Origin of the sequence: Pseudomonas sp. (assembly GCF_030147005.1) — a bacterium.
Lineage (GTDB): Bacteria > Pseudomonadota > Gammaproteobacteria > Pseudomonadales > Pseudomonadaceae > Aquipseudomonas.
Genome location: NZ_JASLAW010000160.1, coordinates 1 through 13,815, shown reverse-complemented (window position 1 = coordinate 13,815; position 13,815 = coordinate 1). Strand labels below are relative to the sequence as shown.

The following is a 13,815-nucleotide window of genomic DNA, read 5'->3' as shown; positions in this document are numbered from 1 at the left end:
GCCCACTTCGACCCTGGCCACGCTCGCCGCGCCAGGGTCGAAGTGGCCGGCCGGCCACTGGTGATAAAGCGCTACAACATCAAGGGCTTCGCCCATTGGCTGAAACGCTTCTGGCGCCCGAGCCGGGCCTGGCATTCCTGGCGTGAAGGCAATCGCCTGGCGTTTCTCGGCATCGCCACGCCGACGCCGTTGGCGGTGTTGGAGAAGCGCTTTTTCTGGTTGCGCCACCGTGCGTATCTGGTCACTGAATACCTGCCGGGGCCGGACATTATCGAGCGTTTTGCGCCGTATGTTGAAGGCGGCGATGCGCCTGAAGATGAGCTGTTGGCTTTGGACCAGTTGTTCGCAGAACTGATACGCGAGCGCATCAGTCATGGGGATTTCAAAGGTCACAACCTGTTCTGGAGCGACGGCCGCTGGGCGATGATCGACCTGGACGCCATGTGCCAACACACCTCTGTCGCCAGCTTCGCCCCGGCATATGCCAAAGACCGCGCGCGGTTTATGCGTAATTGGCCGCAGGGCAGCGCGTTGTATCAGGTGATTGATCAGCGTTTGCCCAAAACCATCGCGGTTTAAGCGCACGCCTGAGATCCAGATATGGCCTGATGCCAGTCAGTTAAGGGAAGCGTTGTACCGTGGCGAGGGCGCTTGCTCCCGCTGGACTGCGTAGCCGTCCCATTTTCTGGGGCCGCTTCGCTGCCCAGCGGGAGCAAGCGCCCTCGCCACAGGTCACCGGTTGTACGCTCTGGCGCTTAACTCACTGGCATTAGGGCTTGCCCTACCTCTTAGAACTGATATTCAGCCCCAGCGCCCGCATACCACGACCGCCCCGGCGCTGCTTCGTAATAGCGACCATTGCCGTCCCCGACGATCACCGACCCCACGTACTGACGATCCAACAGGTTGTCCAGGCGCAAGGTCTGGTGAAAGGTCCAGTGCTCCACCTTTTGCTCAAACCGCGCGCGCCAGTTGAATACGCTGTAGCCCGGTGCGGCGTGTTGGCGGTTGGTGTCTTCGACGTAGACTTTGCTGCGGTACATGCCTTCGATGGCGGTGCTGACCCAGTCGCGCGGTTTCCAGTTCAGTTCGGTGAACAGCGTGGTTTGCGGGACGCCGGGCAGGTAGTTGCCTTTGTCGATGGTGTTCGCGCCACTGGCAAAATCGCTGTCGTAGGTCGCTTGCAAGCGGGTGTAGGCGAGGCTGGTGCTCAAGTGTTCGCTGAGCTGGCTTTCCATGCCCAGTTCGAAGCCGCGACGCAGGGTTCGGCCGGCGTTCTGATAGCTGGTGCGGCCACCGATGGATTGCTGCACGACCAGTTCGTCTTGCGTGGTGATCTGGAACGCGGCGGCATTGATGCGGGTGTTGCCCAGCTGTGCCTTCAGGCCTATTTCATATTGCGTGCTTTCGGACGGCCTCAAGCCAAAGTTGAAGCCCTCGACGTTGCCCGGTGCATAGGCCAGCTCAGCCTGGGTGGGGGTTTCGAAGCCTTTGCCTGCACTGACGTAACCGTGCAGGTCGGGCGTGAATGCGTACATCACGCTCATCGATGGCGTGTTCTTCTGGTAGGTCTTGTTGCCGCTGGCGTCGCCGTTGCTCAGAAATTGATCGTCGACGTCCATCTGCATCGTGCTATGACGGATGCCGGCTTGCAGGGTCCAGCGCTCGAGTGCCCAGTTGGCCTGGATGTAAGGGTCCAGGCTGCGAGCGGTGTCGATTTCATCGCGGCGCAGCTGGCCTTTCACGCCCAGGGTGTTGCCGCTGTAGTTCTGATAGCCATGGCGGCTGTCTTCGCTCTGGTCGAAGTCCAGGCCGGCGATGATCATCAGCTCGCCCGGTGCGCTTTCGATGGGCTGCATCCAGCGCACGTTGCCACCGTAGAACTTGCGGTCGAATTGCACGACGCCGCCGCCACGCTCGTTGGCGGGGGTGCCCTTGGGGATCGACAGGTATTGGATCACGCTGCGGCGCCCGGTATAGGCGTTGACCTGCAAAGTCGCCCCGCCCAAATACCGCTCGTAGTTCATGCCCAGTTGCTGATGATCAATGCTTTTGCGGGTGTTGTAGGCCAGTGCGTTGGCGCTCACCGAACGTGGGTCTGCCTTGTACGCCGCCCAAGTCTGCCCCAGCGGATCCTGCGTGCCGTTCTGCTCCAGGCTGCTGTAGATCAACGCCAGCTTGCTGTCGTCATCCGGCTGGAAGTTGAGCTTGGCGAATGTCTGGTCGCGGCGCGCGCTGCTGTGGTCGCGGTAGCCATTGGTGTCCATGCGCGAGGCGTCGAGCACGAAGCCTGCGCCATGGGCAGCACCTTCGGCGGTGAGGTGGTTTTTGTTCAATCCGTCGCTGCCTGCCAAGGTTTCGGCACCGATGCGCGGCGCGCCTTCGCCGTCGCGGGAGAACATCTGGATGACCCCGCCGGCGTTGCTGCCATACAGCGTCGCAGCCGGGCCGCGCAGTACTTCGATGCGCTCGGCGGTGTCGAGGTTGAAGGTTGCCGCCTGGCCCTGGCCGTCCGGAGTGCTGGCGGGAATGCCGTCGGCAATCAGCTTGATGCCGCGCACGCCGAACGCTGAACGGGCGCCGAAGCCACGGGAGGAAATCTGCAGGTCCTGAGCGTAGTTCTGGCGGTTCTGCACCACCAGGCCGGGCACGCGGGACAGGGCTTCGGAGGCGTTGATGCCCAGTTGCCCGTTGCTGATCTGTTCACGGCTGATGCCGTCAACCGAGTACGGCAGGTCGAAGGTCGGGCTGGCGCTGCGCGAGCCGGTGACCACGCTGGGGTCGAGGATCAGCGGTGCTTCATCGGCCTGGGCAGTATTGACCAGGCCCAATAGCAGGGCAAAGCAGGCGGGGCGAGATGAGTTCATGAAGAGGTCGAGTCCGTGGCGCAACGCGAGTCAGCGGCGCAGGTGCAAATACCGCGAGTTTAACGATTCATCCTTGGATTTGCCGGATTCCATGCCGTTGGGCTGAATGAGAAGCTTCCTACGCTAAGCAGCGACTGTGGATACCTGACGTTGCCGGGCTATGTGGTGCTAGGTTTTCGCTCCTCTCAATCAAAGAAGAAGCATGTATGTGGACCCTTATCGCGCGGCTGTCGGTGTTGCTGGGAATAATTCTGATGACGGGAGGCTGCGGTACCGTGACCACCGTGTTCCGCGGTGATGACGTCACCGTTCGGGAACTCAGGGGGAAGAAAACCTATTGCCAGTCTGTTTCACGAATCTACAGCGGCGTGGCTTATGATTTGTGTGTCCTGCATGGGCCGCCCAATTCCGCAGGCGAACTCTCGCTGAACGGCGTTCCGTGGGCCATGTTCGATGTACCCATCTCGGCTGTCCTGGATACGCTCGTCCTGCCCTACACGATCTACCAGCAAAGCGCTGACGGCAGCCTTGAGCTTCGCTAGCCCTTGCCGCTAACAGCTTCTTACTGCTTTTAAGCTATAATCCCGCCCTTTAGCTGTTTCCCGCCCGGGCGGGAAGCACACTTTTTTCAGGCGCGACCCGCCTGCATGCAGACTAAAAGAGGCTAGACCCCAGTGGCATTGACGATTCTTGGCCTGTCCGGCGCCCTTAGCCATGATCCTTCCGCGGCCCTGTATATCGACGGCAAGCTGATTGCGGCCGCCGAAGAAGAGCGCTTCGTACGCGACAAACATGCAAAGAACCGCATGCCCTACGAGTCGGCGAAGTTCTGCCTGGAGCAAGCTGGCATCAAGCCTTCCGACGTTGACGTCGTGGCGATCCCGTTCGCTCCGATCAGCCTGTTCGGCGAAGCGCGTTGGCATTATGCCAAGCGTTACTGGTACGCCCCGGACCGCGCGCTCGACGCGATCCTGATGGGCAACCGCCGCTACAAGCGTTATCGCAACAAGATCGTCTGGTGCCTTGAGCAACTGGGCTTCGATCCGAAGAAAATCAAGATCGAACCGGTCGAACATCACCTGGCTCACGCTTCCAGCGCCTACCACTGCTCCGGCTTCCAGGAGAAAACCGCAATCCTGGGCATCGACGGCAAGGGTGAGTACGCCACCACGTTCTTCGGTTACGGCGAAAACGGCAAGATTCACAAGATCAAGGAATTCTACGATCCGGACTCCCTGGGCGGCCTGTATGGCGCGATCACCGAGTTTCTCGGCTTCGAGATGCTCGACGGCGAATTCAAGGTCATGGGCATGGCGCCGTATGGCGATGCCAGCAAATACGATTTCTCGCGTCTGGCCTCCTTTGAAAATGGCGAGTTGGTGATCAACACCGACTACGCCAACGTGATCGGCTTACGCCGCTATAAAGAAAAGGGCAAGGGTTTCTACTTCTCGCCAAAACTGATCGAGTGGCTGGGCCCCAAGCGCGAAGGCGATATTGCCGACGAGCCTTACATCCACTACGCGGCCAGCATGCAGGCACTGTTCGAGAAACTGGCTTTGCAGATGATCGACCATTACCTGGGCGACATCCTCAAAGACACCGGCAAGCTGGCCTTTGCCGGCGGCTGTGCGCTGAACGTAAAGCTGAACCAGAAGATTATCGCCCGCGATGACGTGAAAGAGCTGTTCGTACAGCCGGCGTCCGGCGATGCCGGCACTGCCGTCGGTGCGGCCGCCTATGTCTCCCACGCTCGTGGTGTGCCGGTGGAGAAGATGGAACACGTCTATCTCGGCCCGTCCTACAGCAACGAGGACGTCATTGCCGCGTGCGCCAGGCACGAGAGCAAGCCGAACTGGCGCAAGATCGAAAACATGCCCAAGCGCATCGCCAAAATTATGGTCGACGGCAACCCGGTGGCCTGGTTCCAGGGCCGCATGGAGTTTGGCCCGCGTGCCCTGGGCGGTCGTTCGATCATCGGTTGCCCCAGCGCCACCGGCGTGGCTGACCGTATCAACCACCAGATCAAGTTCCGCGAACGTTGGAGGCCTTTCTGCCCGTCGATGCTCGACACCGTGGCGCCCCAGATGATCAAGGTCGACCACCCGGCGCCGTTCATGACCTTCACTTTTGAAGTATCGGAAGAGTGGAAGACCCGCGTGCCGGAAGTGGTGCATGAGGACGGCACTTCCCGTGCCCAGGTGCTCAAGCGCGAATACAACCCGCGTTACTACGACATGATGAAGGAGCTGGAAGTACTGACCGGCAACGGCGTGTCCCTGAACACCTCGCTCAACCGTCGTGGCGAAGCGATGATCTGCTCGCCGACCGACGCGCTGAACATGTTCTTCGGCTCCGACCTGCAGTACCTGATCATGGAAGACATCCTGGTCGTCAAGGATGGCGTGGACCCTTATGACGCTGTGGTTTAAATGCTGAACCGCTTCCGGGGCTGGCGTGAACGTGGCTGGATGCCTGTCGAGGCCGAGGTTTACAACCAGGCCTGGCAGCGTTACGGCGGCAGTGTCGCGACCCATCCGCAGGTCATCGAGCGGCTGGCCGGCCTGGCGCAGCTTCCGGTGCGCTACCTGGGTTGGGAACAGGATGGCGAACTCAAGGGGGCGATTGCCACTTGGGGGCGCGACCTGGCGCTGTCCAAGGACGTACTCAAGCGCACCGGCAAGAAGGGCCTGTTTGACCTGGGCAATGCCGAGATCATCCTGCCGATCGCCGCCGACGCGCAGGTGCCGCTGCGCCACCGTGGGCGTTACCTTTCAGCGCTGAATGAAGGGCGCGTCAGCACCCTCAAGCCCCAGGCCGAGCAATTGGCCATGGCGCGCACCCCCGAAGAACTGTCGAAAAAGTTTCGCTATAACCAGCGGCGTGAATTGCGTTTGCTGGAAGAGGCGGGCGGCGTGGTGCGGGCGGTTGCTGAGTTTTCCAGCGTGGAATTGGCGGCGATTTATTGCGATCTGTTCAAGCGCCGCTGGGGGTTTGCGGCGGCCGGCGCAGCGCGCTTGGCCGAGGTGCTGGAGCTGCTCAAGGAGTTTCTGTTCGGTTCGGTGCTGTTTCTCAATGACGCCCCGATTGCCGTGCAGTTGGTGTATCAGGTGCAGTCCCGCGAATGGTTCAGCGCTGAATACGTCAACGGCGGTGTCGACCCTGAAACCCGCGCGTTCAGCCCCGGCAGCGTGTTGAGTTTTCTCAATACCCAAAGTGCCTGGGAGCAGGCGCGCGCGGCCGACAAGTCGCTGCGCTTCTCCTTCGGGCGTTCCGACCGCGAATACAAGGAGCGCTGGTGCAACCCGGTGCCGGTTTTCAGCGTATGAGCCGCAAGCAGCAACTGCTCAAGCGCCATCGGCGCAACAAGCGCATTGCGTTGGTGATGGGCGTCGTGGTGCTGGTCGCCACCGGGGTGCTGGTGGCCTGGTGGCTCCCGCTGCTCCTCGCGGTGCTGCTGTGGGCGGCCCATGAAGCCTGGTTTGCCGATCATCTGTTCTACTCGGCCAAAGACAGCTACGCGTATGGGTTTCCCGCAGGCAGCGAACAGCCTGGCCTGCGCCTGGAGGCGGGGCGGTTACTGCTGGACGCGGCGCTGGCGGCCGATGAGACGCTGATTGTGGGCCTCGAGTTGAAAAGTTCGTGGCTCGGGCGCTTTCTCGACCCGGCGTTAGAGGTGCTGGGCCTGGAGGCACCGGACCGGCAAACCTTCGAACGCGGCGTCGCCGGACGGCGCTATCTCAACCTGACCGGCGCCGCCGAAGCCTTGGCGGCCGGCGAAATCACCTTGCGTGGGCGGTTTTGCCGGATCAAGGGGCAGCCGACGCTATGGCGCTGGCGCCAGCCGGACTATCGCCAGCAGCGCGTCATGGTAATTGCCCCCCACGCCGACGATGCCGAGCTGGCCGCGTTCAGCCTTTACAGCCAGGCGACGCAAAGCTGGATCGTTACCTTGACCGCTGGCGAAATCGAAGCCGAGCATTACCAGCGAATGGGCTTGCACAGGGCTGAGGCGGCACGCCTCAAAGGCCGTCTGCGGGCTTGGGACAGCATTGCCGTGCCGCGTTGGGCCGGTGTTCCCGAGGCGCAGTGTGTGCAATTGGGTTATTTCTGCATGCAGTTGCAGGCCATGCAGGCAGCGCCGGATCAGCCTCAGGCTTCGCGCGAAGCTGATTTGACCGATACGCGGTTGTTCCGCCAATTCAACGGCTTTGCACTGCCAGGGGATGTGGATGGCGCGCCGACCTGGCACAACCTGATTGCCGACCTGCGCGCACTGCTGCTCAAGGCGCGACCGCAGGTGATCGTGTTGCCCACCCCGCTGCTCGACCCCCACGCCGATCATATCTGCGCCCACGCGGCGGTGCTCGAAGCGCTGCAGGGCCTGGAGTGGCAGCCCGACACATTGCTCGGCTATGCCAATCACCTGCATGATAACGACCGCTGGCCGATGGGCGATTCCGGGACTGGGGTGGCGCTGCCGCCGCGTTTCGATTCAGCCGTGGAGCTGGTCCCGTGCAGTTTCACCCTCACCTTGCGCCAGCAACAGGACAAGGCCATGGCCCTGGGCATGATGCACGACCTGCAGCCGCGAGCGCCGTTCAAGCGCCGCGTGCGCAGGTGGTTGCAGCAGATGCTGGCGGGCCGTAGTCCATCGCCTTATGGCGAGAACGAATTCTTTCGCAAGGCCGTGCGTCGTCACGAGCTGTTGTGGGTCCTCAAGCAGGACTGAGACCTATCGAAGGCAGGCCGGCAAGGGCCTGTCGCTCTTTTTTTCGGGCCGCGTGCCCGTAGCCAGATCGCTGCATGGAGAGTTATGAAGCCGCGTTTCAAGGTTTTGCAGTTACAGCCTGACTACAACGTCAAGACCCATGATTTCGCTGACCTGGGTGAGCAGATCGTCAAATCCCTGCCGGTTGAGCGTTTCGAGGTGACCTCCGGTTTTCTCAGTGGCCGCCCGCAGTCCGGCCAGCCTTTGAGCGTGGCCGAGCATTCTCACTATTTCGAATTGCCGGAGAAGTCCCTCAAGGGCATACGGTTTGGCGCCATGTGGCAGATCTACAAGTATTGCCGCGAGCAGAAATTCGACGTGGTCATCTGTAACCGCTTCAAATCGGTGAACATGATGCTGTCGCTCAATCGTTGGTTGAAGATCCCGCTGTGCATCGGGATCTCCCACGGTTTCGGCGAGTACGCCCGTGGTTACCGTCGGCGCCAGACCCGGCGCTGGGTCAGCCCGGCATGGCGTTTTGTCGGCGTGTCCGAGGCGGTGAAGGACTACCTGGTTGAGCTCAACTGCGGGTTCACCCGTGAGAACACCACCTATGTGACCAACGCCATCGATATTCCTCAGGCAGAGGCCTTGCAGCTGTCCCGTGAGGACGCCCGCAAAGCCCTGGGCCTGCCGATGGACGCGCGGATGATCGGCGCCCTGGGCCGTCTGGTGCCGATCAAGGGCCACACCCATTTGCTGCAAGCCTTTGCCACCCTCAAGGACAAATACCCTGAGGCGCAGGTGGGCATCATTGGTTCCGGGCGTGCCGAAGCCGACCTGCGTGCCGATATCGAGCGCCTGGGCCTGACCGGGCGTGCGCATTTGCTGGGCTTTCGCGAAGACGGCATGAAGTACGTGCGCGGCTTCGACATCTGGACCATGCCATCGCTGTTCGAAGGCCTGGGCCTTGCGCTGCTGGAAGGCATGAGCGGCCACTTGCCGGTGATCGCTTCCAACGGCCCTGCGATGCTGCCATTGGTGCAGGGCGCGGGTGGCTTGTCCCATGACCCAGGTAATGTCGAGCAATTGGCCCAAGCCCTGGATACTTATCTGGCGCTGAGCGATGAACAGTTGCGCGCCAAGGGCGAAGAGGTGTTCCGCTACCTGGAAGCCAACCACACCCTCGACGAGTTCAAGCACAAGTACCTGACCCTGATTGAAACCGGTTTGCGTGAAGTAGGTAGAGCATGACTCAGCAACAACCCCTGGTCTCGGTGATCATCGCTTCCTATAACCACGGCCGGTACATTGAGCAAAGCATTCTCAGCGTGTTGGGGCAGACCTACCCCAATATCGAATTGCTGGTGGTGGACGACGGTTCCAAGGATGACAGCGTCGAGCGCATCCGGCGCTTGCAGGCCGAACACGGCTTTGATTTCCAGGTGCAACAGAACCAGGGCCTCAGCGCCACCCTCAACGGTGCGATCGCGCGTGCCAAGGGCAGCCTGATCGCGCCGTTCGGCTCGGATGACATCATGCTGCCGGACCGGATCGCAACCCAGGTGGCGTATATGGAGGGCAAACCGAAGGTGGGGATGTGCGCCGGCAACATCGAGCTGATCGATGGCGACGGCAACCTGCATTCGGAGAAAAAACAACGCCGCGATGTGCCGTTTCGGCGCCTCGATTTTGACGACATGTTCATGGACCGCAAGCCGTTCCCTCCGGCGCCAACCATGTTGATTCGACGGGAAGTGCTGGAGGAAGTCGGCGGTTTCGATCCGCAGATTCCCCTCGAGGACCTGCTGATCCAGTTGAAGATCACGGCGGCGGGCTACACCATCGACGCGCTTGACGTGGTGATGGCGCAGTATCGGCAGCACGGTAGCAATACCTACAAGAACCACCGCTACATGATCCAGAACATTCTCAAGACCTACGCCAAGTTCAGCGACCACCCGGCCTATGACGCGGTGCGCTACAACTTCTTGAACTCGATGTTCCTCAAGACCGCCGACCGTGACCGGCCGCTGGCACGGGAGATTCTCAAACAGATCCCGCTGAGGTTCTGGGGGCGCAAGACGTTGCGTGGGTTGGTGCGGCTGTATCTGGCGCCGCTGAAAAGCTGAGGCGGCGAATGAGGTAAGAAAAAGGCGACTATCACCGCGGTGATAGTCGCCTTTTTTATCAGCTGGCCGGGCGGGCCAGGCTTTGTACTTGCTCGCGGATTTTCGCGGTGGCCGTCGGGCTGGCAACCGTTGCATAGCCTTTTACCAGTTGCTCGAAGTGTGTTTCGAACAACCAGTTGCGGTCCTGCGGATAGCGCTGCATGTGGCGCAAATTACGCTGGCGTAAAGCGTAGCGCAGGGACGACGGATAGATGCGCAGATCGGCGACGTCAATCAGGCCGAACTCACCATCGTCCATCAGCAGTACGTTGCCCAAGTGCAACGAACGGAAGTACACGCCACGTTCATGCAATTGCGCCATGAACCGACCAAAACGCTCGACCAGCGATTCGCGCAGGCTGCTGTCCAGGCTTTGCAGGGCTTGGCGCAGAGTCAGGCCGGGCAAGGGCGTGTAGGTCACGGCGCTGCTGGCGTCGGGCAAGCGGTAGAGCCCGAGGATGTGCGGTGTGGGAATGCCCAGGGTGCGTAATTGCTCGCTGTTGCTGGCAAAGCGCTCGGAATACGGGTTGAAGCTACCGGAGGTGTACCAACGGCGTGGGCGGAACAGCTTGAGGAAGCTGCCGTCTTCCAGGCGCAGGACTTTCGGCCCGAGGCCATCGGCTTCAATCACATGGGCATTGCTGCACAGCTGGTCAAATGCTTCGGGCTTGATCGATTGTACCGGCATGCGCAGCAGGCTGCGGTGGCGCTGGGCGATGCTCAGGCCTGTAATGATAGCCAGCGGGATCCACAGCAGGAACCAATGCTCTTTGGGTCGCGACAGGATGCCTCCGCCTTCGGTCAGACCGGCGCCGATGCCGTAGACCAGCAGCGAGGAGGCCAGGATAAACAAAGGCTGCGCGCGTTGTTGCAAGCTCTTGTACAGGGCCCAACCGAGCATGAAGATCCATGGGATGAAGCCGATGATGCCGACGTAATAGAGCACGCCGAGGGCGAAGCTGTGGGGTTCGCGGAGTTGATAGCCGTCTGACACTGTCAGGTATAGCTCGGAATCGTAGCTATGACCGATCCAGGGGTGCTCGGCGATAAGCTGCAGCGTCATGCTCCATAATTCGAGGCGGAACGAGCTGCCGCGTTCAGTGATCACTTCGGGAGACCACAACAGGAGCGCGGCGACACCCACGACCAGACCCGTGATAAGCAGTACCGAACGGCGGTTGCGGCCGATGAAGCTCATCCACAAGATGGCCAGGGCCAGCGCCACCAATGGCGTTCTGGAACCGGTCGCCAGGACCGCCGTGGTCATGATCGCCAGCGCTGGTGCGCTGAACCACAGCACCTTAAGGCGCTGGGTGGTCATGCAGACATACAGCCAGTACACCGTGAAAAAGCCGAACAGATGAGAACTGAGCAACGCATTGTCGAGGGCGCCAAGGCCACCGATCATGCGCACGCCAGGTTGGTACACCTTGGCGAATTCCATCAGGTTAGCCAGACACACCACCAACGCAATCACGGCGGCACTGAAGAAGATCGGCTTGAACAACTCATTGCGGTAGTGCAGCAATAACCCGCACCCGCCAAACAGCATGAAGGTGTTCAGCGGGCGCTTGAAGAAGTCGCTATCGGCGCTGGGCTCAGGGCTCCACAGCAAACTGGTCAACGCCCAGGCGCAGAACGCCAGGAATGCGAGCGCGATAGGCTCGCGCAACAGGTCCTTGAGTTCCCTGGGGCGCATGCACAACAAGAACAAGGTCGGCACGCTGAGCAGGAGGTAGACAATCCGGTGCAGTACATTACGGTTGCCCACAAAGAACAGTGCACTCAAGAGCAACAGCAAGCCAACAGGCAAAATCCACAGGACCAGGAAGTCAAAAACGCGATTTGAGCCATAGATAAGGCGCTTGGAGTGCATACGATAAAGCCATTCCAGAAAGAGAAAGCCGACCATCTTAAGGTAGTGGCTATGTAATGTCGCCCGCGTGATCCTACCGGGCCGCGGCGTACGCCGGGTGCAAGTACAACAGAGAAGCTGTGCTAAAGTCAGCCTCCTTTTTCAAAACGCCGCGTGATATGACCGACTCCAGTCCGAGCGCAAGCCCTTCGAGCTTGAAAATATACTTCCGCCTGCTCAGTTACGTTAAGCCTTATATGGGTTTGTTCGCGCTGAGTATCCTTGGATTTCTGATTTTCGCGTCGACCCAACCGATGCTGGGTTACATCCTCAAGTACTTTGTCGATGGCCTTTCCAACCCGGAAGCCGTGCTGTTCCCGACCGTGCCTTTCCTGCGCGACCTGCAATTGCTGCAAGCGGTGCCGCTGCTGATCATCCTGATCGCGGCGTGGCAAGGCCTGGGCTCATTTCTGGGCAACTACTTGTTGGCCAAGGTCTCGCTGGGTCTGGTCCACGATCTGCGGGTTCAGTTGTTCAACAACCTGTTGACGCTGCCTAACCGTTACTTCGACAACCACAATTCCGGCCACCTGATCTCCCGCATCACCTTCAATGTGACCATGGTCACGGGAGCGGCGACCGATGCTATCAAGGTGGTGATCCGCGAAGGCATGACGGTGATCTTCCTGTTCGCCTCGCTGCTGTTCATGAACTGGCGCCTGACGCTGGTAATGATCGCCATCCTGCCGCTGATTGCGGTGATGGTCAGCACGGCCAGCAAGAAGTTCCGCAAGCAGAGCAAGAAGATCCAAGTGGCCATGGGTGACGTGACCCACGTCGCCTCGGAAACCATCCAGGGTTACCGCGTGGTGCGCAGCTTCGGCGGCGAGGTCTACGAGGAAAAAAGGTTCTTCAAGGCCAGCCAGAGCAACACCAACAAGCAACTGCGCATGACCCGTACCGGGGCGATCTATACGCCCGCGCTGCAACTGGTGATCTACTCCGCGATGGCGGTGCTGATGTTCCTGGTTCTGTATCTGCGAGGCGATGCGTCGGCCGGTGACATGGTGGCCTACATTACCTTGGCCGGTCTGTTGCCCAAACCGATCCGCCAATTGTCGGAAGTCAGCTCGACCATCCAGAAAGGTGTGGCCGGCGCCGAAAGCATTTTCGAACAGCTGGACGAAGAGGTGGAGGTCGACCACGGCACCCTTGAGCGTGAAAAAGTCAGCGGTCGCCTTGAAGTGCGCAATTTGAACTTCACCTACCCCGGCACTGAGCGCCATGTGCTCAAGGACATCAGCTTTACCGCCGAGCCTGGGCAGATGATCGCCCTGGTGGGGCGTTCGGGCAGTGGCAAGTCGACCCTGGCCAGCCTGATCCCGCGGTTCTATCACCATGAAAGCGGGGAAATCCTGCTTGATGGCGTCGAGATCGAAGACTACAAGCTGCTTAACCTGCGCAAGCACATCGCCCAGGTCACCCAGCACGTGACCCTGTTCAGCGACACCGTGACCAACAATATCGCCTACGGCGACCTGGCCGGCGCGCCACGCGAAGACGTTGAAGCGGCGGCGTCGGATGCCAATGCCAAGGACTTCATCGACCAGTTGCCCAAGGGCTTCGATACCCAGGTCGGCGAGAACGGGGTTCTGTTGTCCGGTGGCCAACGCCAGCGCCTGGCGATTGCCCGGGCCCTGCTCAAGAATGCGCCGGTGTTGATTCTCGACGAAGCCACCTCCGCCCTCGACACCGAGTCCGAGCGGCATATCCAGGCTGCGCTGGACAAGGTCATGCAGGGCCGCACGACGCTGGTGATCGCACACCGCTTGTCCACCATCGAGAAGGCCGACCTGATTCTGGTGATGGACGACGGGCGAATCGTGGAGCGCGGCACCCACGGCGAACTGTTGGCGCAGAACGGCTATTACGCCCGCCTGCATGCCATGGGCCTGGATGCCCCGGTAGCGGCCGATATCACCTGATCCAACAGGCGCCAAGGGTCAAATATCGGAGGGGGCTTGCCCCCGATAGCGAAGTGTCAGCTTGCCCAAAGGCGGGCTGACCCATCGCCATCGGGGGCAAGCCCCAATGCCAGTCAGTTAGGCGCTAGAGCAGGCAACCGTCGGCCTGTGGCGAGGGAGCTTGCTCCCGCTGGACTGCGCAGCAGTCCCATTTTCTGGGGTCGCTTCGCGGCCCAGCGGGAGCAAG

10 protein-coding genes are annotated in these 13,815 nt (G+C 60.7%); 8 read left to right on the top strand and 2 right to left on the bottom strand.

Annotated features, from left to right (window positions below; translation table 11 throughout):
• Positions 1–579 (top strand): lipopolysaccharide kinase InaA family protein (locus tag Q1V60_RS14660; protein WP_300631529.1); only part of this gene is annotated, 579 nt, incomplete at its 5' end.
• Between the two features lie 209 nt (positions 580–788).
• Here the strand turns inward: Q1V60_RS14660 and Q1V60_RS14655 are convergent.
• Positions 789–2,867 (bottom strand): TonB-dependent receptor, encoded by a 2,079-nt coding sequence (locus Q1V60_RS14655; protein WP_300631527.1) that lies wholly within the window; start codon positions 2,865–2,867, stop codon positions 789–791.
• Between the two features lie 206 nt (positions 2,868–3,073).
• Between Q1V60_RS14655 and Q1V60_RS14650 the strand changes: the two genes are divergently transcribed.
• The 6 genes from Q1V60_RS14650 (at position 3,074) to Q1V60_RS14625 (ending at position 9,710) form a co-directional block, all read left to right on the top strand.
• On the top strand, positions 3,074–3,409 hold the full coding sequence (locus tag Q1V60_RS14650) for a YceK/YidQ family lipoprotein (RefSeq protein ID WP_300631525.1): 336 nt from the start codon (positions 3,074–3,076) through the stop codon (positions 3,407–3,409).
• A 132-nt stretch (positions 3,410–3,541) separates the two neighbouring features.
• Positions 3,542–5,299: a carbamoyltransferase gene (locus tag Q1V60_RS14645; RefSeq protein WP_005784149.1), complete on the top strand. Its 1,758-nt coding sequence runs from the start codon at positions 3,542–3,544 to the stop codon at positions 5,297–5,299.
• Complete coding sequence (locus Q1V60_RS14640; protein WP_300631522.1) at positions 5,300–6,196, top strand: GNAT family N-acetyltransferase; 897 nt, start codon at positions 5,300–5,302, stop codon at positions 6,194–6,196. It begins immediately after the preceding gene.
• On the top strand, positions 6,193–7,599 hold the full coding sequence (locus Q1V60_RS14635) for a PIG-L family deacetylase (protein ID WP_300631531.1): 1,407 nt from the start codon (positions 6,193–6,195) through the stop codon (positions 7,597–7,599). Before Q1V60_RS14640 ends, Q1V60_RS14635 begins: the two co-directional genes overlap by 4 nt.
• An 84-nt stretch (positions 7,600–7,683) precedes the next feature.
• Positions 7,684–8,832, top strand: a complete 1,149-nt coding sequence (locus Q1V60_RS14630; protein WP_300631520.1) for a glycosyltransferase — start codon at positions 7,684–7,686, stop codon at positions 8,830–8,832.
• On the top strand, positions 8,829–9,710 hold the full coding sequence (locus Q1V60_RS14625; protein ID WP_300631518.1) for a glycosyltransferase: 882 nt from the start codon (positions 8,829–8,831) through the stop codon (positions 9,708–9,710). Before Q1V60_RS14630 ends, Q1V60_RS14625 begins: the two co-directional genes overlap by 4 nt.
• A gap of 58 nt (positions 9,711–9,768) precedes the next feature.
• Here the strand turns inward: Q1V60_RS14625 and Q1V60_RS14620 are convergent, their stop codons facing one another.
• Positions 9,769–11,625 carry an O-antigen ligase family protein gene (locus tag Q1V60_RS14620; protein WP_300631516.1) on the bottom strand — a complete coding sequence of 619 codons (1,857 nt, stop codon included), beginning with the start codon at positions 11,623–11,625 and terminating at the stop codon, positions 9,769–9,771.
• 158 nt (positions 11,626–11,783) lie between these two features.
• On the opposite strand from Q1V60_RS14620, the gene msbA reads away from it, so the two are divergent.
• A complete protein-coding gene (msbA, locus tag Q1V60_RS14615) occupies positions 11,784–13,589 on the top strand; it encodes a lipid A export permease/ATP-binding protein MsbA (protein ID WP_300631514.1) in 1,806 nt (601 codons plus the stop codon).
• The last annotated feature ends 226 nt before the right edge of the window (positions 13,590–13,815 follow it).